The organism is Sporosarcina sp. SG10008 (genome assembly GCF_044569405.1).
GTDB lineage: Bacteria > Bacillota > Bacilli > Bacillales_A > Planococcaceae > Sporosarcina > Sporosarcina psychrophila.
The window spans coordinates 522,436-543,392 of sequence record NZ_CP172607.1 but is presented as its reverse complement, the minus strand read 5'-3'; the positions used below and the strand labels follow the sequence as shown (position 1 = coordinate 543,392).

The 20,957-nt window shown below is 38.4% G+C and carries 17 protein-coding genes; 8 read left to right on the top strand and 9 right to left on the bottom strand.

Annotated elements, in window-relative coordinates; all coding sequences use genetic code 11:
* Positions 1-2: 2 nt before the first annotated feature.
* Complete coding sequence (argC, locus tag ACGLYD_RS02800) at positions 3-1,037, bottom strand: N-acetyl-gamma-glutamyl-phosphate reductase (protein WP_399631227.1); 1,035 nt, start codon at positions 1,035-1,037, stop codon at positions 3-5.
* A 217-nt stretch (positions 1,038-1,254) separates the two neighbouring features.
* Between argC and ACGLYD_RS02795 the strand changes: the two genes are divergently transcribed.
* Positions 1,255-2,034, top strand: a complete 780-nt coding sequence (locus ACGLYD_RS02795) for an enoyl-ACP reductase (protein ID WP_399631225.1) — start codon at positions 1,255-1,257, stop codon at positions 2,032-2,034.
* A 598-nt stretch (positions 2,035-2,632) separates the two neighbouring features.
* Here ACGLYD_RS02795 and argH read toward each other — a convergent pair.
* The 4 genes from argH to ACGLYD_RS02775 all read right to left on the bottom strand — a co-directional run bounded on the left by argH (position 2,633) and on the right by ACGLYD_RS02775 (position 7,928).
* Complete coding sequence (gene argH, locus ACGLYD_RS02790; RefSeq protein ID WP_399631222.1) at positions 2,633-3,961, bottom strand: argininosuccinate lyase; 1,329 nt, start codon at positions 3,959-3,961, stop codon at positions 2,633-2,635.
* 305 nt (positions 3,962-4,266) lie between these two features.
* Entirely contained in the window at positions 4,267-5,370 is a 1,104-nt protein-coding gene (locus tag ACGLYD_RS02785; protein ID WP_354313701.1) for a Ger(x)C family spore germination protein, read from the bottom strand.
* Between the two features lie 2 nt (positions 5,371-5,372).
* Positions 5,373-6,452, bottom strand: a complete 1,080-nt coding sequence (locus ACGLYD_RS02780; RefSeq protein ID WP_067206714.1) for a GerAB/ArcD/ProY family transporter — start codon at positions 6,450-6,452, stop codon at positions 5,373-5,375.
* Between the two features lie 3 nt (positions 6,453-6,455).
* Positions 6,456-7,928, bottom strand: coding sequence for a spore germination protein (locus tag ACGLYD_RS02775; RefSeq protein ID WP_082786503.1), 1,473 nt, complete (start codon positions 7,926-7,928; stop codon positions 6,456-6,458).
* A gap of 1,054 nt (positions 7,929-8,982) precedes the next feature.
* Here ACGLYD_RS02775 and ACGLYD_RS02770 point away from each other — a divergent pair.
* Positions 8,983-9,885 carry a cation diffusion facilitator family transporter gene (locus tag ACGLYD_RS02770; protein WP_067206712.1) on the top strand — a complete coding sequence of 301 codons (903 nt, stop codon included), beginning with the start codon at positions 8,983-8,985 and terminating at the stop codon, positions 9,883-9,885.
* 50 nt (positions 9,886-9,935) lie between these two features.
* Here ACGLYD_RS02770 and ACGLYD_RS02765 read toward each other — a convergent pair whose 3' ends face one another.
* Positions 9,936-10,916 (bottom strand): LCP family protein, encoded by a 981-nt coding sequence (locus ACGLYD_RS02765; RefSeq protein ID WP_067206709.1) that lies wholly within the window; start codon positions 10,914-10,916, stop codon positions 9,936-9,938.
* Positions 10,917-10,936: 20 nt separating this feature from the next.
* Positions 10,937-11,590 carry a DUF1232 domain-containing protein gene (locus tag ACGLYD_RS02760; RefSeq protein ID WP_354313703.1) on the bottom strand — a complete coding sequence of 218 codons (654 nt, stop codon included), beginning with the start codon at positions 11,588-11,590 and terminating at the stop codon, positions 10,937-10,939.
* Positions 11,591-11,827: 237 nt separating this feature from the next.
* On the opposite strand from ACGLYD_RS02760, the gene ACGLYD_RS02755 reads away from it, so the two are divergent.
* Positions 11,828-12,409 carry a branched-chain amino acid aminotransferase gene (locus ACGLYD_RS02755; protein ID WP_399631217.1) on the top strand — a complete coding sequence of 194 codons (582 nt, stop codon included), beginning with the start codon at positions 11,828-11,830 and terminating at the stop codon, positions 12,407-12,409.
* A gap of 74 nt (positions 12,410-12,483) precedes the next feature.
* A complete protein-coding gene (locus tag ACGLYD_RS02750; protein WP_399633084.1) occupies positions 12,484-13,368 on the top strand; it encodes a TRM11 family SAM-dependent methyltransferase in 885 nt (294 codons plus the stop codon).
* Positions 13,369-13,436: 68 nt separating this feature from the next.
* Here the strand turns inward: ACGLYD_RS02750 and ACGLYD_RS02745 are convergent, their stop codons facing one another.
* The gene (locus ACGLYD_RS02745) at positions 13,437-14,984 is read right to left on the bottom strand and encodes a sensor domain-containing diguanylate cyclase (protein ID WP_354313705.1); all 1,548 of its coding nucleotides are present in this window, start codon (positions 14,982-14,984) and stop codon (positions 13,437-13,439) included.
* A 246-nt stretch (positions 14,985-15,230) separates the two neighbouring features.
* Here ACGLYD_RS02745 and ACGLYD_RS02740 point away from each other — a divergent pair, with 246 nt between their 5' ends.
* On the top strand, positions 15,231-16,418 hold the full coding sequence (locus ACGLYD_RS02740; RefSeq protein WP_399631214.1) for an ABC transporter permease: 1,188 nt from the start codon (positions 15,231-15,233) through the stop codon (positions 16,416-16,418).
* Between the two features lie 320 nt (positions 16,419-16,738).
* Here ACGLYD_RS02740 and ACGLYD_RS02735 read toward each other — a convergent pair whose 3' ends face one another.
* Complete coding sequence (locus ACGLYD_RS02735) at positions 16,739-18,124, bottom strand: leucyl aminopeptidase family protein (protein WP_399631211.1); 1,386 nt, start codon at positions 18,122-18,124, stop codon at positions 16,739-16,741.
* 331 nt (positions 18,125-18,455) lie between these two features.
* On the opposite strand from ACGLYD_RS02735, the gene ACGLYD_RS02730 reads away from it, so the two are divergent.
* The 3 genes from ACGLYD_RS02730 (at position 18,456) to ACGLYD_RS02720 (ending at position 20,885) form a co-directional block, all read left to right on the top strand.
* The gene (locus ACGLYD_RS02730; protein ID WP_399631208.1) at positions 18,456-19,082 is read left to right on the top strand and encodes a LysE family transporter; all 627 of its coding nucleotides are present in this window, start codon (positions 18,456-18,458) and stop codon (positions 19,080-19,082) included.
* Positions 19,083-19,234: 152 nt separating this feature from the next.
* Positions 19,235-20,467 carry an MFS transporter gene (locus ACGLYD_RS02725; protein ID WP_354313710.1) on the top strand — a complete coding sequence of 411 codons (1,233 nt, stop codon included), beginning with the start codon at positions 19,235-19,237 and terminating at the stop codon, positions 20,465-20,467.
* A gap of 124 nt (positions 20,468-20,591) precedes the next feature.
* The gene (locus tag ACGLYD_RS02720; protein WP_338653248.1) at positions 20,592-20,885 is read left to right on the top strand and encodes a LysE family transporter; all 294 of its coding nucleotides are present in this window, start codon (positions 20,592-20,594) and stop codon (positions 20,883-20,885) included.
* Positions 20,886-20,957 lie beyond the last annotated feature (72 nt).

The following is a 20,957-nucleotide window of genomic DNA, read 5'->3' as shown; positions in this document are numbered from 1 at the left end:
AGTTAGATGAATGCCGGGACAAGTGACAAGCCGGTTATTTCCTCGAGACCGAATTGAACGTTCATGTTTTGAATGGCTTGCCCTGCTGCCCCTTTGACTAAGTTGTCGATGACAGAAACGATTGTTGCCCGATTCGTCCGCGGGTCCACTTTCACAAGGAGATCACAATAGTTTGAGCCGTATACTTGATTGGTTCCAAACTTATCTTTTTCTTGCATAACACGAACAAATGGATGATTAGCATATGCTTCTTTCAGACAATCAATGAGGTGAGCTTCTGTTACCCCCTCCACAACTGGTGCATAACTCGTCGCCAGAATTCCTCTTGTCATAGGAACAAGATGTGTACTAAATGTGATAGGTGGAATTTCTTTTGCAAAGAATGCCAACGCTTGCTCAATTTCTGGAATATGCTGATGCTGATTTAATTTATAGATGGCTGTATTTTCATTTGTTTCGCTGAAATGTGTCATCTGACTAGGCTGATTGCCAGCACCGGATACGCCGCTTTTTGCATCGATAATTAACTGGCTTGCATCGATTGCATTTTCTTTCAATAATGGCAATAGCGACAACAGAACCGCTGTTGGGTAACAACCCGGATTGGCAATTAACTGCGCTTGCCGGATTGCCTCATAATTCCATTCAGTCAATCCGTATACGCTCTTCTCAACAGCTGACGCCGGTGCTGGTTTTTTTTTATACCACTGCTCATATTGAGACAGATCTTTTAAACGGAAATCTCCCGACAAATCGATAAGCTTCGGTCCTTTTCCGATTAACGGAGGAAGAAGTGTACTGGCAACACCCGCTGGAGCACTTGAGAATACGACATCGAATTCCGCTAACCTGTCTAGCTCTATTTTTTGAAGGGGCTGATTGACTATATTCATAAGATGTGAATACTTATGCGAAAACACTACACCTTCTTCAGATGAAGTGAATAATTCAATTTGTTCGACTTTTGGGTGGTTATGCAGTAGCCGGATGAGCTCAAGTCCACCGTACCCTGATGCGCCAATGATTCCTACTTTCATTACAATCACCCCTGTTTATAAGTTATCCTTATTATATGTATGCATAATTATAAAGTCAACTGTATTTTTATTTATATTTGAATTATGTATCTTTGAATACGTTTTCATTTTTATGTAATGGCTATTCACAATTTCTGAACAAATGTGCTATAATTCTTTTAGCATCTGGTACTAATAATAGGTATATAAGATTTTATTACCTACTCAGGAGGTTACTATGGAAGATTTACTTAAAATTAAAGGTAAGAACATTGTTGTAATGGGCGTGGCAAATGAACGAAGCATTGCTTGGGGCGTCGCAAAAACACTTTTTGCAGTCGGTGCAAATGTTATTTTCACATATAGAAAAGAGCGTTCACTTGCTAAACTTGAAAAACTATTAAGTGCAGCCGGTTTTGAAGCAAAACTGATTGTGCAATGTGATGTAAATGAAGATGAAAGTATCCATGAAGCATTTGGGAAAATTGGCGCTGAAGTCGGTACAATTCACGGAGTTGTCCATTCACTTGCATTTGCGCATGCAGAAGATCTGAAAAACGACTTTGTTGAGACTACGAGAAGCGGATACGCATTTGCGCAAGATACGAGTTCTTATTCACTCATTGCGACTGCTAGAGAAGCACGTCCATACATGACAGACGGTGGTTCGATCGTAACAATGAGTTATTTAGGCGCGCAACGTGTGCTTGATGGCTATAATGTGATGGGTGTTGCTAAAGCAGCGCTTGAAGCATCTGTGAAGTACTTGGCGTTTGACTTGGGGAAAGAAAATATCCGTGTCAACGCAATCTCAGCTGGTGCGATTCGCACACTGTCTGCAAAAGGCATAGCTTCCTTCAATACGATTTTGACTCAAATTGAAGAAAACGCTCCATTAAGACGCAACGTCACACAAGAAGAAGTAGCGGACATGACACTTGTTACGTTGAGCAACCTGTCCCGCGGCGTAACTGGTGAAATCATTTATGTAGATGCTGGCTATAATATTATGGGTTAAGAAAATAGCTTGAAAGGATAAATTGTCCTTTCAAGCTATTTTTTTGTTTCGATATGAGGAGTGTTAACATATATCTCTGGGGACCAAGCATATATCGCCCTAACCGATCATATAACCCGCTTACCAATCATATAAGCCACTTACCAATCATATAATCCGCCACCCGAGCATATTTCCCCCTAACCGATCATATATCCCGCTTACCAATCATATTTCCCCCTTACCAAGCATATATCCCACTTACCAATCATATAACCCACTTACCAAGCATATAACTCACTTACCGATCATATATCCCACTTACCAAGCATATAGCCCACTTACCAAGCATATAACCCGCTAACAGATCATATAACCCACTTACCAATCCTATTTCCCCCTTACCAAGCATATAACCCACTTACCGATCATATCCCCCGCTAACCAAGCATATATCCCACTAACCAAGCATATCCCCCGCCAACCAAGCATATATTCCGCCAACCGAGCACACTTCCCCCTAACCGAGCATATCCCTCCGCACACCGAGCATCCCCCCCCACTCACATGCCACAACACAACATAAAAAGGACTGTCCTTTTTCAGACAGTCCCATCCTTTATTTCCCTACTTGCTTCATCAAGTGCTTATTCCCTTTTGTTATAATGTTTTCATAATCAATGTAATCATATATATCATCAGTAATTTGCTCGCTAAACTTAGCCAACTCTTCGACTGTCAAATCCTCGATTGCTTTCTTCTGTTGCTCACAATAAATAATCAATCTGCCAACGATTTCGTGTGCATCACGGAATGCTGTTCCTTTGCCTACTAAATAATCGGCAACTTCTGTCGCGTTGAGGAAGCCCGCTTTAATCGCTGCTTTCATATTGTCCGCATTGACGTGTAGCGTATCAATCATTTTCGACATAATTTCAAGACAGTCCATTACCGTATCAAGTGCGTCGAAAAATTGTTCTTTATCTTCCTGCATGTCTTTATTATAAGTAAGGGGCAATCCTTTCAACGTCGTCAACAATGAAAACAAGGAACCATAGACACGTCCCGTTTTCCCGCGAATTAATTCTGCAGCATCAGGATTTTTCTTTTGTGGCATAATGCTACTTCCCGTTGAATAGGCATCTGCCATATCGATGAATTTAAATTCTTGGCTGCTCCACAAAATAAGTTCTTCACTCAATCGGCTCAAGTGCATCATAACAATTGAGAAATCCGACATTAATTCAAGTAAATAATCGCGGTCACTAACGCCGTCTAGGAAATTGTCCACTGGTTTTGCAAACCCTAATAACGCAGTCGTTACGTCGCGGTCGATGTTATGCGTTGTACCTGCAAGCGCTCCGCAGCCTAATGGGTTTTCATCCAAAATATCAATCGCATTGCCTACACGCTTTTTATCCCTTTTGAACATTTGTGCATAAGCCCCTAAATGGTGGCCGAACGTAACGACTTGCGCACGCTGTAAATGTGTATAACCAGGCATAATTACATTGTTTGCTGCCCCTTTAGTATTCAACGAATCGATAAGCATTTGCAGACTATCCATCACTTGCGCCGCTTTGCCTTTTGCATACAAGCGCATGTCCACAGCGACTTGGTCATTACGGCTACGTGCTGTATGTAGTTTCTTTCCTGTTTCTCCAATACGTTCCGTCAAATGCATTTCTACGAATGAATGGATATCCTCATAATTGCCTTCAATTTTAATCGCACCCGTTTCGATATCTTGCAAAATGGAATCGAGTCCACCCACAAGCAGATCGCCTTCTTCTGGTGTCAATAAATCACAGTGCACCAGCATCGTAACATGCGCAAAGCTTCCTGCAATATCCTCTTTATACAACCTATGATCAACAGGTAATGATGTATTAAATTGCTCCATTATTTCATCCGCACGACTTGTAAAACGTCCGCCCCAAAGTTTCATGTATAATCAACCTCTCGAATGTATTATTATTCATTTTAATGTATTATAATAATCATTCTACATGATTGCAACAATAATTACAGATTGACTGTATTGCAATAATTTGTATTAGTTATAAAAAGTGCAACCGATCATTGCACTTGTCATATCACCAATAGAACAATTTTCTTCACTTCTGTTAGTGAAGCATTTATTCGCATGAAATATTGGTGAGTAGGGCTTGGGAAGATCCATTTTCACTGGATCATCTCCCGTTCGCTTTCGACGAACTAATCACAACATATTTACCGTAAGACATGTTTGATTTACTTTATAATACCTGCGTTAAGAATTTTAAAATCCACATCTACCTTGTATTCTGCCGTTTCTATTATTTTCTCCGTTAATTCATCCGTCCATTTCCCTTTGTGATACATTCTAAAATTCTCACTAAATCCAACTGGGTCAACTTTCAATTCCTGTAACTTTTTCAGCAAATCTTCTATTTCTTTTTTTATGTGTTTGCTAATTTCTTTTTCAAGCTTTTTATTCTCCTCAACTTTACTAAGATCCCTTTTCCCCTTATATTCAACAATCACTCCTTCTATTTCAAGTGAAATGGACAACTCTGGAGATTCAATATCTTTATTGCTCTTTATTTTTAATTTGTTTTTAATTTGTTCAAGAAATAGTTGTTGATCCTTCTCACTTTCTTTGAATTCAACTGCAATTGGCGAAAGCTTTTGAAGTCCTTTCAACGCTTGAATTAGTAACGATTCCTGATTCGTAATCGTTTGAACCATTTTTTCATTATTAAACAAAGCGATACTAGTGATTTTAAGTGATTTCCCCTTTTTTTCTAAAAAAGGAACCATCGTATGATATATCGGACTTGTTTGGGTGTTCATGTACTCTTGAATCGTTGTAAAAGGACTAAAAGAATTATGGAGTTTAGGCTGAAACAAATCATTCAAATAAGCATCCAGATGTTCATTTTCAGGGTAATCGGCTTGTAGAATATCTTCCGCTCTATCTTTTACCACTGCAAGACGAACTTTATTCCCAACTGTTGAATCTCTATAAAAATGTTCAATTACTTGCGTCATCTTTCCACTCTTCGCAAACTCTTCATTAACTAAAACTGTACGTAGCTGGTTTAATATAATCATTTTGTCTGCTTCAGAAGATATTTTGACAAGACCTTCTTGTATCATCTCTGTGTTAACTGAATAGACTTCCGTTAGTACTGGAGACTCGCCCATTGGTTGGGGTATCGATACGGTCATCCACATTTCTTTATCATTCACGTAATCGAGGGCAACGCTACTGACTAACGCTAAATCTTCCACGGAACCCCGCTGGCCATCTTGCGTGCAACCTGCTATGAAAACGGAACATATAATAAGCAGTCGTAAATTAATTTTCCACATCTCTATCCCTCGTTCTTTTTTTGTTTAAGTACGTGGATTATACATAATACAACTGGCCATATAAACAGCGCATACATAACGTAAAAAACACGTTCAAACAACAGCTTTTGAAACTCTTCCATAAATGGAAATTGGACAATTACGTAGACGAGCGCTGCTATAATGTATAGATGTGCCTTCTTAGATGTTGATCGAATTGAATCTAACCCTCTCTTTGCAACCCACAAGTAAGCAGCAGTCGTAGATAAAATAAGAAACACCCACATCGTCATGGCTAAAACGTCGATTCGTTCTAGAAATGATAATTCTACTTCTTTAAATAATCCTAAAACGGGATACAAAACATTTTTAAGTTGCCAATCCGAATAATACATTACACTCACGAAGGTGAATGCAAAAGTGAACAAAACGGATATCCATATTCCAATTGAAACATGTTTCAATGTTTTTTTTTGATTGATGATATGTGGAAAATAAAACAATATTAATTCGAAACCGCCAACCGCTAGTAACCCTTTTTTAGTTGCTGTGTAAAACTCCTGCTTATTGAAGTTAAAAAAAGGCATCATATGACGAATATCCCCCGCAACAAAACCCCATTTCAAAAAGTAAACGGATCCTATTGTTAAGAAAAAGGCCATGATACAAAATCGTGCGATTGATTTAATCTCGCCGCTTACGATGTAAATGAGCAAGAGTAAAAAAATGAGTAGAGGGCCTGTAATTGTACGGTCTATAAGTGCACTAACTTGGATTAATTGAAAGTAACTTGCGCAGACGGCTGCTATCACTATGATGAAATAGACCAGCAGAACAACATTTAAACTCTTCCCTAGCCATTTGCCAAGCAGTTTTTCATGAATGGCGAATAAATTATCGTCAGTATATTTTAGACCTAGCCATATCATCGGAATAAGTGCGATATTTGCGATAATCCCAAACAATAGGGGCATCCACCACTGACTGTAGCCCATTGCGCTTATTCGATTCGGCAATGACAAGACAGTGGTCCCTACAATCACATTTTGAACAAGAAACACGACATGGTAACTATTCAGTACTTTTAATTTAGTATTATCCATTACTCATTTCCCCCCTTCTACAGGAGGTTTTTTTGTACTCTGTGCCCTTGAAATACCCGCCTTTCGTCTACGGTACAAAGTTGGCACACGCACAACACTGTTTAGATAATCTGACCATTTCCTTGGTATTACGGGCGTCATATATGGGGTCCCTAAAGAAGTTAAACTTAATAAATGATGAAAAAGCCATGCAAATGCAATCATCTGACCGTATAGTCCAAACATACCCGCGGCCACAATAAATAAATAGCGAATCGAACGACTCGCGTTACTCATTACAAAATTCGGCGGTAAAAAGGACAACAGCGCTGAAATCGCGACTAAAACAATAAGTACATTACTCACAAGACTTGCTTCAACCGCAGCTGTTCCAATGACAATCCCGCCAACAATACCTATCGTTTGACCAATTTTTGTCGGCATTCGTGTGCCGGCTTCTCTTAATATTTCAATAACGAGTTCCATAAATAGCACTTCAAGAACAGGAGAAAAAGGAACCTTTCCTCTAGACTCTTGTAAGTTTAGCAAAACATTAAAAGGCAACATTTCCGGATGATGAGATAGCACTGAAATATACGTAGGCGTTAATATTATCGTTAAGAAAAAACCAAAAAAACGAAGAGCACGAAGAAGTGAGGCCGTTGTCCATCGGTTATAATAGTCTTCAGGGGAAGTAAATAGTTCAAAAAATGAAATTGGACAAATTAACAGTGCTTGACTGTTATTCATTAAAATAGCGACTCTTCCGTCTAACAAATAGTTTACTGCAGCATCAGGTCTAACCGTCCCATGAAATTGCGGGAATGGTGAAAATGGATGATCATCCATTAGTTGTTTTAATACAGAGATATCATTAAATCCCGGATGTTTAATTTCAGAAATTTTTTTTAATACTTTATCCAAATTGTCCTTATTCACAATATGCTCCATATAAACGACAGAAATTTTAGTATTTGTTTCAGTTCCTATGGTGTAGTCCTCGTTTTTTAGACCCGTATTTCGAAGCCTTCTTTTTATTAGTGATAGGTTTGTTTTTAACGATTCGGTAAAGGCATCTTGCGGGCCAATGACGCTCGATTCGGTATCAGACCCAATAATTGAACTCATGGGAGGGCTATATGTATGAACAGTTATAAATAGATTTTTTTTATGAAAATATACGATCGTATTTCCTTCAGTGATTGAAAATAAAACACCAGAAAGATTGACTTTCTCTGGCACATCAGCCGATTTTAGCAAGTCTTCCTTTTGATCTAACAATGGAAAAATAACAGTTCTGTACAAAGTAAGCTTTTCGATAAGTGAGCTAAAGTAAATGATCGTCACTAGCTCATCGGGTGTTTGAATGTCTTTAAATACGGCATCATTTATTCCAGTTAACTCGTTCTTAATAGCGGCAATCGTAATGAGCACCTTGTCATTCTGAGAGGATGTTCCATTATTGTGACTATCCTCCCCTCCTTGCAAAAAACTCATCAAGATCACCTCCCTTTTTGTATACTGTTAGTTTCACTATCTCCTAAATCTTGATAATTTATTCTAAACGGGGGTAGTATACATCATAATTTTCTCCTTTATAATAAGTTGAAACTCGTCTGTTGATTAACCATTTGCTTGCATAAATAACAGGTAAGAAGAGGCTTGAAAACTTCCATTTTCACTGGATCATTTCCGGCTCGCTTTCGGCACACTATTCCCGATATGATTAACGGGGGAGAGGGTGTGACTAAGTACCTGTCGCAAACCTACACTAATTAAGTGAAAAATGCAGTTGCTTTAGAAGTAAAGAAGAACAACCTTTTTCACAAGGTATAAGTGCCCAAAGATGCAATTTCGGGCACTCTGGTACATTGTACAATGTGTAATTTAGTGAGGCTTATACTCCACATCATGTAAGCTCCTATAGAAAGTAACACTTCCTAAAATAAGAAAAGAAAAGACCATAGAGAAAGCTTCAGCCGCCAAAATTGGATCTTTGGCGGCTTTTACCCAGTTAGGAACCCTCTATTCCCCCGTTCCCAAAAGCATTAGCACTTCGTGTACCTTTGCCTTTGGAGAGCGACTGATGAACGACCACCAGGCGATTACTGAAGAAAATGTATAGGGATGCGGCGAAGTCGCATCCCTATACATAAAAATAGCTCAGTTATGTATAGAAGTTGTTAAATCCAAAGCGAGCCAGAAGCAACTGTACACCGAGCGCCTAGTAGTCAATTAAGTTATTAATTGGTTATTTAACACGAGTGATGTTGATATAAAGAATTTCATTGGATTCGCTAAGGCGCCTTTGCTCAGTTTAAATAGATATTCATTTGTTCAAGACCTATGGTAAAGAATTGATGAAGTGCTAGCACTTTTCCTTGCTGTCTGAATCTGGCAGTGTTACAATTGGAAAACGTCTTAATTTAGCGAGTGATAGCTATGAATGCATTCAACTTAAACGATTATACGAATACCCAAAAACCTTGACAGGAGCCTGTCAAGGTTTTTTGTTTCCCTCGGGAAACATATCAATAGGAGGTCATCATTGATGAATAAGCATAGTCATTCAAGCGCTTCAATAATTGCGGTTTGGATTAGTTTAATAAGCAATATCCTCCTAACAGGGATTAAACTTGTTGTGGGCTTCCTCTTTCAAAGTCCGGTCCTTCTAGCTGACGGTTTCCATAATGCAGGCGACGTGATTGCCAGCGGTGCTGCTCTGACCTCAATGCGAATATCCAAACGTCCCGCTGATGATGACCATCCTTATGGTCATGGAAAAGCGGAAGTCATCAGTTCTGCCATTGTTGCACTGATTTTAGGATTAGCCGCCATTTATATTGCGTATGAAGCAATTTCTGCACTTTTTGAGGAACCAGCAAAGGCTAGTTTAATAGCCTTACTAACTGCATTCATTTCGCTAATATGGAAACATGCCTTGTATGTCTATACAATCCGGATTGGTAAATTGACCAATAGTAAAGGGTTGATTGCGACCGCCTATGACCACTTGGCAGACGTTTACGCCTCCCTAGCAGCTGTTGTCGGAATTGGACTTGCACTTGTTGGTGATCTGTACAACATTCACTTCCTCTCTTACGGTGATCCGGTTGCCGGTATCATTGTGTCGTTTTTAGTGCTCAAACTTGCTTATGATATCGGAAAAGAAGCAATGGATGTCCTAATGGAGAAAAATATAAGCCGGCACAGACTGGATGGATTCGCGGCCTTAATCATGACAATCCCTGAAGTGAAACGGATTGACCGTTTGCGAGCTCGGGAACATGGACATTATATTCTTGTAGACCTGCGTGTAGGTGTACCAGGTGAAATGACTATCCAAGAAGGGCATGATGCTTCACGAAAAATCAAGGATACCATCATGGCTAGTAATGAAGATGTAGATGAAGTTTTGATTCACTTAAACCCTTGGTATAAAGAAGACGAATAATAAAATGGCGTACATGTCAGCTGACATGTACGCCATTTTTTGTTCGTTACTTAGTTTTCAGGTTGCTCTTCGACTAATTCAGCATCTACCACTTCGTCCTCTGTCGATAAAAACTGTTGTAATGCCTCTTTGTTTTGCTCGAAATCAATACTTAGAACTTCCCCTGCCGCTACACGCTTCTCTTCAAAAGAGTGTTCAACAGGAATACGTAGCGTCTCTATTTTATCAGTCTTGCCAAGAAGTAAACCTTTACCGATTGTAAGGATTGTTCGATTATCCACATTTGTATTAACGTAAGGCTCCACAACGCCGAGTAACTTAGGCAAGTTTAGTAAACTGTGGATGCTCACAGCTTCATCCTTTAATTTCGACAATGCTTCCTGCTGCCGTTCCACCCGCCCATAATCATTATTTTTATCGTGGCGGAAACGCACATAGCCAAGTAACTGTTCGCCATTTAAAACTTGGTTTCCAGGCTGTAATGTCATTCCAATTCCATGAGACATGGCATAAGGAATATCAACTTCTATCCCATTAGGAGCTACAACGTCTACGATTTTCGAAAATCCAGTAAAGTCAACAATTGCATAGGAATGAATATCAATATCAAAATTTTGCTTAATCGTTTGTCTTACAAGTTCCGGACCTCCAAGTGAAAAGGCAGAATTGATCTTATGACTTCCGTGATTAGGGATATCCACATACGTGTCTCTCATAATAGATACGAGTTTCATCTGATGAGTTGTTTGGTTATAATGAGCAATCATTAGCGTGTCAGCTCGTGCATCTTCTTCTCCTCGGGAGTCACTACCTAATAACAGAACATTAATTTCACCAAATTGTGGATCCGCACCTTCAAATTCATCAAATGACGCGCTGTCATCTTTAAGTGATCCTTCGTTTGCCATAGATAATCCGCTATAGTATTGGACTACTCCGTAAATGATTCCCGCTAACAAAATCAATGTAGTTACTATAAAGAAATTTCTTAGTCCTTTACGTTTCTTATTTCTTCGCTCGCTTCTTTTCATTCAAAAATCCACCTATCGCTTTATTCTATGTTAGTTCTTCCTATTGAATTTGAAGCAAGTTGTACTGCAATCGCATCATCTAAATAACCAATGGCAAATAGGTAGTCAGGGATAGCGTCTAAAGGAATGATAAAATACAATAATGCACTTCCAATTATCGCAAGTTCACTCCGTGTACCCTTCCCCAGACGAAACTTCTTGAATAAGTCCTTCATCTGACAAATAAGTGGCCCGATGCTACCCACACTTTCCAGCTTCTTTCCGAATCCAGTAAGAATATCGTTTTTTCCTTCTACTGTTTGTACATACTGTTGGTACTTTGCTAACTTCTGTTCGATGACGGCTTCAGTTACATTTTGATTTGCCACGTCTGAAGATGCAAAAACCTCCTGAATACTATCAGCAGATGTACGGTTCTTCAACAAAAAATCTTCCTGCTTCTGTTCAATAGGGTAACCAGCTGCTTCAACAAGATCGACCAAAGGCACTTCTAAACAGTCAGCAAATCGCTCTAAATGTTGCAGGTTCGCTTTTCTTTTACCGTTTATCACTCGTGAAATGGTAGCTGTATCGATTTTGCTAAGTTCACTTAGTTTTCGCATTGACAATGAACGGTCTTTTAATAATTCCCTTAGTAACAAACCAAGAGGCGAATTGATTACGTCTTTAGCCATTATCAATTCTCCTTTCCATGAAACTAACCGAGAATTAGACGCTATGAAGAATTGTATAGTTGCGTTGACAATTTGTCAATATAAATAAACCTCATCTTCTTCGACCACTTTTTTTAAAATAGTTGAAGGAAATACGAGTTACAAATTAAAAGCCTAATGAAACAATGTAGGCTATACTAGTAGATAAGAGGAACGGAGTATAATTCAATTCCTCTCTAGTCAAGGAGCTGATCTGAAATGTTAAAAAAACAGATGGAAAAGTATATTGCTGAAAATACGCTGGATAATAAAATCGAGTTCTTTAATGTGGATAAAGAATATGTCGCCAAACATCAATTGATTACCGGTGATGTAACCGTTGTAGAGAAAGCGTTTAAATTCAGTGCCATAGAACGGTGTGTGAAAGAGACAGAAAATCTGATTCGGGAAGAAGATCAGAACTTTCTCAATGACAGCATTTCCTACTTAAAAAATCATATGAATGAATTCGTTTACGTAGAATCAAATGCTTTTGAAGTAATCAGAGTCGACGCTGTCGTTCTAGAACTTGATGATGTCTTCGAAACGTATACAGCCCTATTCGGACTAAAATTACAAAAGAAATTCGGGAATGACATGAAGGCATATCTTGACACGCATTTACATGGAGATGGTGCTAAATATAGTGTGATGTTTTCCAATGAAGACGGGTTATGGGATGTAAATTTTGCACTTAATTATATTGAAGGTTTTAGTGAAGATTTATCTTTTGTTGAGGTTTATCAACTGATGTATGACTTTATATTCAAAATGGTTGAGGCCGTTGATGAAGCGCAATGAAGGATGGGAATTAATTGAATGATTTAGGTTTTATTTACACATATACGCAACACACAGATGAGCATGATTTGTGCATGTTAGAGATGAGATCATTTTTCGGCTTTGATGTCACTTCTACTGTATTGAGAAGTTCGATTGAAATCGATCCAAGTCGCAGCGCATTTATGAAAGAAAGACTGGATATCATGTATGAAGGCGACAATCTTGAGGAAATCTCCCGGCAAGTTGAAAAATACGATTTAGGTGGCTCTACATTTAGAGTCGTCAGTTTGAATACAACAGATCTCGATACGACGAAAAAGATTGGGCATCCGGAGCGTAGGAAAATCGAGCGTGAAATTGGACTACGTGTCAATGGTACTCCCGACTTAGTGAACCCACCTGCAAATACGTTTGGCATTGTTTTATTAGATGGTAAGTGGTATTTCGGGAAGCATGTTGAAAGTGAGTCGGTCTGGTTCCTTCATCAGAAAAAGCCGCATATGTACTCTACGGCATTAAGTACACGTGTCGCAAGAGCAGTGGCCAATATTGCGATTCCGCATCCAGAGGGTGTACGAGCCATCGATCCATGTTGCGGCATTGGTACGGTGCTGGTTGAAGCACTGTCGATGGGCATTAATATCGTTGGACGAGATATTAACCCGCGTGTCGTTTTGGGATCAAGAAAGAACATTGCTCACTTTGAGTTAGAAGGCACTGTAGAAATCGGTCCTATTGCAGAAGTCGTTGACGAATATGATGTTGCGATTATCGACATGCCTTATAATCTTTTTACACATATTACTCCTGAAGAGCAGCTTGAAATATTGAAGGAAGCACGCCGGTTTACGAAGAAAGTCATCGTCGTGACGATTGAAACAATCGATCACATGGTTGAAGAGGCTGGATTCGTCATTACTGATCGCTGTGTTGCGAAAAAAGGACATTTTATCAGACAAGTGCTTGTTTGTGAATAAAAGGAAAGACCTCGTTTAAAGTAGCGAGGTCTTTCCTTTTGTGATTTCATGGGAAAAATCTAGGCTATTTAATTTTCAGATAGTACAACTCTATTCCTTCCATCCACTTTTGCTTGATATAATGCTTTATCCACCCTGCTGAATAGTTCTAGGATTGTTTCCCGATTACTATGATAACTACCGACACCTAGTGAAATTGTTATATTATTATTTGTCGGACATATAGTGGACGAGACATTTATACGAAGTCTTTCAGCGATATCCATTGCTTCCTGGACATCCGTTTCAGCCAGCAGGATTACAAACTCTTCTCCACCCAATCTAATACAGACATCGTCGCCCCGAATAATTTCACTCATTTTTCCAGATAAAAACTTAAGCACTTCGTCTCCGATTTGATGGCCATATCGATCATTGACGGCTTTAAAATGGTCGATATCAATCATAATCATAGAAAATGGTCGATTGTCCATAGTCCATCTTGCAGTGACTTTGTCTCCGTACCTACGATTCTTTAATCCGGTAAGAGGGTCTGTGTAGGAGCGTTCCTTATAATCCGCAACCCTCTGTTGCTGACTTTTTGCGTATTCGTGAATTGTTCCATTCAACTGCTTAGCTTCAAAATACCATGTTGGAATGTCAGCACATTCGCTTTGTCCTCCATTTTCTTTTAGATTTGCCGAAAACGTCGCCAATTTGCGCAACGGTGACGATAATCTCTCAGTCAATACAATCGTCAACACGAAGAAAAACATGACAAATGGAAGCGCGTAAAGTAACATTTTGTACACCATTCCTGATAAAGGTTTGACGCTTGCTTCATAGGGTGTTTGCGAAACAACTCCCCACTTACTAGACTTTATGTATGTGTAACCGGCAAGATAATCTTTACCTGTTGAGTTCATAATTTTTTGTGCACCGCTTTTATGCAGTAGGATTTTTTGTGTGATTTCATTTTCAAGGACCGTTTCCCCGATTCTTTCAGGGTCCGGATGGTAAATCAGCATCCCTTTATTATCGACCACCCACACGTAAGAACCGTCCGTGGAAAAGTGTTCGCCAAGAATATCATGAATAATATTATCTTCCTGCAAATAAATCGTGCCGCTTAAAAAACCGAGGTATTCATTTTTTTCGTTCCACAATGGGGTGGAAATTAGAATAAGCAGTCTGCCGGTTGCAGCTCTGTAAGGCGTAGAAATCAGGTTCTTTCTTTCAGATAGTGCTTCTTTTGGACCTTCTGTATCTAGTTTCTTCCCTACTATGCCCACTTCCGGCGAGGTGGCAAGTACTACACCATCTTTGTTAACAACGGAGAGCGAGTTAAAGTTTTTACTACTGCTTATTAAGTCCGCAAGTTTTTCAGTTAACTTTTCAGCATCGTCAATTTCAGCACTCATTTCAGACGCTTTAACTTGCAAATTACTTTGCATTCCTTTAAATACTTCTTCCGTTAATTGTGCCAGTTTCATTGAGTAGACTCTATTAATCTCCAGGGAATTGTTTATTAAATTTTCTTTTGTGACATAATATCCAGATAACAACGTAATACTGAGAATACCAATCATCGCAAATGATACGAGAAGCGTTATCCAGAATCGTAACGTTTTGATCATATTTATTACCTCTTTTTTGTTGTATTTCACTTCTATTATTAAAGCGGTTATTTAGAGAACTGTTGAATTGCTTGGTTTATCAACAAAAAATATGAACGAGATTAGGAACCGTTTTATGGGTTGTGGATAGACTACGGCTTCCTATATATGGTATACACTCACTTTATAAGATATACTATATGGGATAACTATGCCTAGTAAATGTCCCTTATAGTATAGTACATATTCGAAAGTCATGGTGATATAATGGAAATTAATTCAATCTGGGATAAAAGATTAAGAGAATTTTATGTTGAAATCGTAAAATACTTTTCACTTATTGCAATGGGTGTATTTTATTCCTTTATCATCTTTGGTAGTGTTTTTCTTTATTACTACGTGAAATTTCTTCAATGGTTACCTCCCTTTCTTCCAACTGAAGTGATAGCGTCATTAGTAATTACGTTTACTTTTTTGATGACGGACGTTCGTACATTTGTCAAAAAAGCTGATGTCATCTTTTTAATGCCAGCAGAGACAGCGTTGTCCTCATATTTTAAAAAATCGTTGTTTTATAGCACTTTTATGGATGTAATCAAACTACTAATCACGTTATTAATTATTAGTCCTCTTGTAAAACAGACTGAAATTATTTCGATTACAGTCCTTATTACTTTTTCAGGCTTAATCCTCTTGAATATTCGCCTGACTTGGGTTGAACAATGGATTACTACAAAACTTCAAAAGTTACTTCACAAAGTCATTAGGTTTCTATCATTTTATACTATTATTTATTTGATGTTTACGGGTCTGTGGGTAATTGCAGGAACTTTACTAATTATCAATTCCTTCATTTGGTTCTATGTATTTAATAAGAAAGGAACGGGGCTTAATTGGGACTATTTAATAAGCCAAGAAGAGAAGTCCCTATTAAAGATTTACAGATTTATTAATCTATATATTGATGTCCCCCATCTTCAGCATTCGTTTAAACGCAGGAGGTTCTTGGGTTGGCTAATAAAGAACGTAATAACTTATAAGCAATCTTCTTCTTACACATACTTATTTTCACACTTGTTTATTAGGTATAATGAATTTTATTATTTGTATGCAAGATTAACCTTAATAGGGATTAGCATTCATTTTTTCTTTCCTGCTAATGGCTGGATTATAGCTTTTCCACTGTTATTTTTATCTGGGTACCAGTTACTTCCTTTACAATGCTCGATAAATAACAGTTCCCGTATTTATCCCGTATCAATTAAGGCCCTTAAGCAGTCTTTTCAAAAACTACTAATGAACCTATTAATCGTGCAGCTACTTTTTTTCAACTTGGCTTCGTTTAGTCCTAATCCTCTTATAAAAGTGGTTGTAATAATTTTCTCGGAGTTGTTAGTTATATATTGGTTTGTTTACTTTTTTGCATCAAAACGAATTATGAGACAACCTGAATAACTATTTACTTCTAAATTACAGCAGTTACTTCACAAGTATAAGTACAGTAAATCGCACTGAAAAATACAAGAGCCTTTTGGGAGGTGCATATGCTGAATTCACTAATGCACACGTCACTTGCAATAAAAACAAATTTCACTAAATCCTAATTTTTTTATATTGATTAGTTTCCAGCCTTTCATTCTACCAGGAATAATAGGTAGAAATAGAGGTAATATGTAGATGTTAGTTGTATGAGTACCTATATAATTTGAGCACTACACGGTCAATTTCACAAATAACAAGAAAGTACCCAGCATGATAACTGAGTACTTTCTTTTTTAGTTTGAAACATATATTGTAAAGTCAGCCAATAGGCGTGCACCGTAGCCTGTCGCAGATTTTGCATAGTATCCTGAAGCACTGTTTTTACTCATCATGCCCGCCATATCAACATGCAACCATTTACTTTCTTTCGGTACAAAACGACGAAGGAATAAGCCTGCCGTAATTGATCCTGCACCACCTAATGAACTGATGTTGTTCATGTCCGCATAGTCACTGTCAAGCGACTTTTCGTATGCGTCAACTAATGGCATAGGCCAGATGAAATCACCGTTTTGATCGCCGATTTTTTTCATTTGGGCAGAAAGTTCTTCATCTCCGAAAACGCCACCGATTTCAGTGCCGAGTGCATTGACGATTGCGCCTGTGAGCGTTGCGATATCGACGATGTAGTCCGCTTTCCATTCGCCTGCACGAATAAGTGCATCTGCTAAAATGAGGCGTCCTTCTGCATCGGTATTGCCGACTTGCACCGTCAATCCATTTTTGTAGGTAATGACTTCTCCTGGTAAAACAGATGTGTTGTCCGGCATGTTTTCCACTATTGGAATAAGTGCCACGACATTCACTTTCGCGTTCGATTTTGCAAGCAATATGAGTGCACCAGAAACAGCAGCTGCTCCCCCCATATCCATGCGCATATCACTTAGGTCTTTGCCGCTCTTCAAGCTGATGCCACCTGTATCGAATGTCACGCCTTTACCGACAAGTGCCACAAGCGGTTTCGATGCGTCACCTTTGTAAACTAGTTCAACGAATGAAGGCTTGTAGATACTGCCACGCGCGACTGTCAGGACGCCGTTCATCTTCATTTCCTTAAGCTTTTCTTTATCGAACACATTCACTTCAACGCCAGTACCTTCAAAGTTGTTTTTCAATACTTCCGGGAATGTTTCTGGATTTAAGACGTTTGACACTTCATTCATCAAGTCGCGTGAGAATGCAGTTGCTGCCGCACGAATCTTCCCTGCTTCAACGAATGGTTTCGCTTCGCCTCCAACTACATGAAGCTTAGTTTGGAATGCTGTGACATCCGATTTATATGTAACAAACTGGTACGCTCCTAGTTCCCATCCTTCTGCAAATGCTGTCAGCACAGATCCTTTATCCAACTTTGTATAGGCATCCGAAAGAACTTGCGCTTCTACAATTGCTGTTTCGGCTTTTTGAGCGCTTACATCTCGAGCAATATTCCCTGCTGTTGCGCGAACTTTCTCTAGTGTCATATCTTTTTCTTTACACTCTTTTACCACAATATAATGTGTTTCTCCGATTAATATAGAACTATGCCCCGCCTTTTGATTGGCTACGAATTGTTTGATCGCAGCATTTCCCGAAACAATTGGATTGTTTGCGAAAATAACTTTTACTTCATTAGACATATGATTTCCCCCTGGTAAATTATTTCGACTTCTAAAATAGTTTATCACAAGTTATCCAACTTCAACGAATTATCTTTTTTCGGTAATCACGAGGCAAAGTGTTGTTTACTAAATCGAGATTTATCATTGCTTCTTACCAAATCCACTATATAAAGGCAGTCTTTAATCAGATGAACGGAGCCATCGCAACTTAATATTATGTTAATAAAAACGCTTCTAAAGCAGAGAATACAACCTCAAACATTCCATTTGAATTCCCCCCTTTAAATAGTCCTATAAGTCATCGCCTTTGAATAAAATGAAATGACGTCATATTAGTGGAGGGCTATTCATGAATTCAATATTCACCTATATCTTTTTAGGCATATCAATGGCTGCACCAATTGGACCGGTTAAGTCCATCTTATTAAATACGGGTATTAAAAATGGTTTTTTTCATGCCTGGTTTTTTAGTCTTGGTGCTTTGACAACCGACATCATGTATATGTTCATAGTGTATTTTGGCGTTGGTCAATTTATTGATTCGCCTTTAATGAGAATAATTCTTTGGTCTTTTGGCTGTTTTGTACTGTTGTATACGGGTATAGAAAATTTACTATCGCTACATAAAATTGAGATGAATTTGAAATTCGGTAAAAGAGTCCGACTTAGAAAATCAATACTATCTGGATTCTTCATGTCATTGTTGAATCCACTGACCATCCTTTTTTGGCTAGGGATATATGGTTCTATACTCGCGAATACGGCCGGAGTCTCTACAGGATATCAAATTTTTATAAATAGTATCGCCATTTTGGTTGGCATTATTTTAGTGGATTTTATAATGTCCTTTTTATCCAGCGGAGCTCGTAAATTATTATCCACCAAGCTTTTGAAAATCGTCTCTCTTATTTCATCCATAATAATGATTGGTTTCGGAATCTACTTTGGCATGCAGGCTTTTCAAGCGTTATTTTAATATGCCCTCAAAAGGTTTGATGAGTATGTTCCCTCATTTTTACATAGTACTGTTTAGTAAAAGACTATACAATAAACATCTAACGCATAAAATGAACACACAAGGAGACCATACCTTTATTAGTCAAAAACAGGATTAGTCGAGGTGTGGTAATGGGAAAAAGCACGGTTCAAGTAAGTATATGGTGCACTGTAAGTATGGCTTCAATTCCTCTTATCATGACACTAGGGAATTCCATGCTTATTCCAGTGCTCCCGATACTGGAAGAAAAGGTTGGAATCACATCATTTCAGTCGAGCATGATCATTACAAGCTATTCGGTTGCGGCTATTTTTCTAATACCAGTAGCCGGCTATTTATCAGACCGTTTTGGTAGGAAAATGGTTATATTACCGAGTTTAATCTTCGCTTTAATCGGGGGTCTGATTGCAGGGTTTGCTTCATGGAAAATGGAGGACCCATACACAATGATTATCGTTGGTAGAATCCTGCAGGGAGTAGGGGCGGCTGGAGCCATGCCAATCATTTTGCCACTTGTGGGTGACCTTTATCAAGATGATGATGAAAAAATGAGTTCTTGTTTGGGTATTATCGAAACGTCGAACACGTTTGGAAAAGTATTAAGTCCCATCTTAGGTTCAGTATTTGCCGCTATTTTATGGTTCCTGCCGTTCTTCTCCATTTCAGCGCTTAGTTTAATTTCTTTTGCACTTATCTTTTTCTTTGTTAAAGTCCCCAAAGAAAAAGATGATCCTGTAAAGTTTAAGCAGTTTTTAAGTAACACAAAAAAAGTATTCAAGGTGGAAGGAAAATGGTTGTATACCGTATTCCTTAATGGAGTCCTAGTTATGCTGATATTATTCAGTATGTTATTTTTTCTATCAGAAAACCTTGAAAAAGTTCATGATATAAAGGGCATAAAAAAAGGGTTTGTTTTGGCCATACCGCTTCTGTTACTTTGTATTTCTTCGTTTATTTCCGGTCGAAAAATTAAAGGGGATCTAAAGACCATAAAAAAAGTAATGATTATTTGCTTGATTGCAATGTCCGCCAGCGTTATATTCGTAGGGTTTACAAGTAAAAAACTGATCCTTCTGTTAGTGGTAACGAGTATAGTTGGAATAGCTATTGGTGCATTATTGCCTGCACTCGACGCTATTATTACAGAAAACATAAAAAAAGAGTTAAGAGGTACGGTTTCCTCTTTTTATAGCTCAGCGAGATTTATCGGTGTTGCAGCTGGTCCCCCTATTATGTCACTTGCTATGAAAAATTTTCTCAATGTCAGCTATATTACTGCAGGTGTATTGGGATTCATCCTAATGTTCATTGTCTTTAAGTTCATCAAAGTCGAGGAAATTGAAAAAACAAATAAAATAGCGTAAAAAAAGGACCTAGCAGCGATTGTTGCTAAGTCCTTTTTCAATTAGTATTTCTCCTTTAGATAGTTGTACAGGTCAATCCCTTCGAATAAGATGCATAGACATCATTTTAAGGGCGGACTTTTTCATGAATTCAATAGTTGCCTATATCTTTTTAGGTGTATCCTTGGCTGCGCCAATCGGCCCTGTTAACGCGGCGCAACTAGACACGGGGATTAAAAACAGATTTTTTCATGCTTGGATTTTTGGTATTGGAGCTTTAACAGCTGATGTCTTGTATATGATTATGGTATATTTCGGGATTGGCCAAATTATTGAGTTCCCTCTTGTAAAAATAATTCTTTGGTCTTTTGGTTGTTTTGTTCTTACATATACGGGTATTGAGGGTTTACTTTCGCTACATAAAATTGAGTTAGTTTAGAAATTCGGTAAAAAGTTCGTCTTAGACGTTCCTTATTACCAGGTTTTTTCATGTCACTTTTGAATCTACTGC

Bases quoted from the DNA above. Each gene is read 5' to 3' on its own strand.
- argH (WP_399631222.1), bottom strand. From the start codon at position 3,961: ATGAAACTTTGGGGCGGACGTTTTACAAGTCGTGCGGATGAAATAATG.
- ACGLYD_RS02730 (WP_399631208.1), top strand. From the start codon at position 18,456: ATGAATTCAATATTCACCTATATCTTTTTAGGCATATCAATGGCTGCA.
- ACGLYD_RS02785 (WP_354313701.1), bottom strand. From the start codon at position 5,370: ATGTGGAAAATTAATTTACGACTGCTTATTATATGTTCCGTTTTCATA.
- ACGLYD_RS02760 (WP_354313703.1), bottom strand. From the start codon at position 11,590: ATGGCTAAAGACGTAATCAATTCGCCTCTTGGTTTGTTACTAAGGGAA.
- ACGLYD_RS02740 (WP_399631214.1), top strand. From the start codon at position 15,231: ATGGAAATTAATTCAATCTGGGATAAAAGATTAAGAGAATTTTATGTT.
- ACGLYD_RS02795 (WP_399631225.1), top strand. From the start codon at position 1,255: ATGGAAGATTTACTTAAAATTAAAGGTAAGAACATTGTTGTAATGGGC.
- ACGLYD_RS02775 (WP_082786503.1), bottom strand. From the start codon at position 7,928: ATGAGTTTTTTGCAAGGAGGGGAGGATAGTCACAATAATGGAACATCC.
- ACGLYD_RS02750 (WP_399633084.1), top strand. From the start codon at position 12,484: ATGTTAGAGATGAGATCATTTTTCGGCTTTGATGTCACTTCTACTGTA.
- ACGLYD_RS02765 (WP_067206709.1), bottom strand. From the start codon at position 10,916: ATGAAAAGAAGCGAGCGAAGAAATAAGAAACGTAAAGGACTAAGAAAT.
- ACGLYD_RS02770 (WP_067206712.1), top strand. From the start codon at position 8,983: ATGAATAAGCATAGTCATTCAAGCGCTTCAATAATTGCGGTTTGGATT.
- ACGLYD_RS02755 (WP_399631217.1), top strand. From the start codon at position 11,828: ATGTTAAAAAAACAGATGGAAAAGTATATTGCTGAAAATACGCTGGAT.
- ACGLYD_RS02780 (WP_067206714.1), bottom strand. From the start codon at position 6,452: ATGGATAATACTAAATTAAAAGTACTGAATAGTTACCATGTCGTGTTT.
- ACGLYD_RS02725 (WP_354313710.1), top strand. From the start codon at position 19,235: ATGGGAAAAAGCACGGTTCAAGTAAGTATATGGTGCACTGTAAGTATG.
- ACGLYD_RS02735 (WP_399631211.1), bottom strand. From the start codon at position 18,124: ATGTCTAATGAAGTAAAAGTTATTTTCGCAAACAATCCAATTGTTTCG.
- ACGLYD_RS02745 (WP_354313705.1), bottom strand. From the start codon at position 14,984: ATGATCAAAACGTTACGATTCTGGATAACGCTTCTCGTATCATTTGCG.
- argC (WP_399631227.1), bottom strand. From the start codon at position 1,037: ATGAAAGTAGGAATCATTGGCGCATCAGGGTACGGTGGACTTGAGCTC.
- ACGLYD_RS02720 (WP_338653248.1), top strand. From the start codon at position 20,592: ATGAATTCAATAGTTGCCTATATCTTTTTAGGTGTATCCTTGGCTGCG.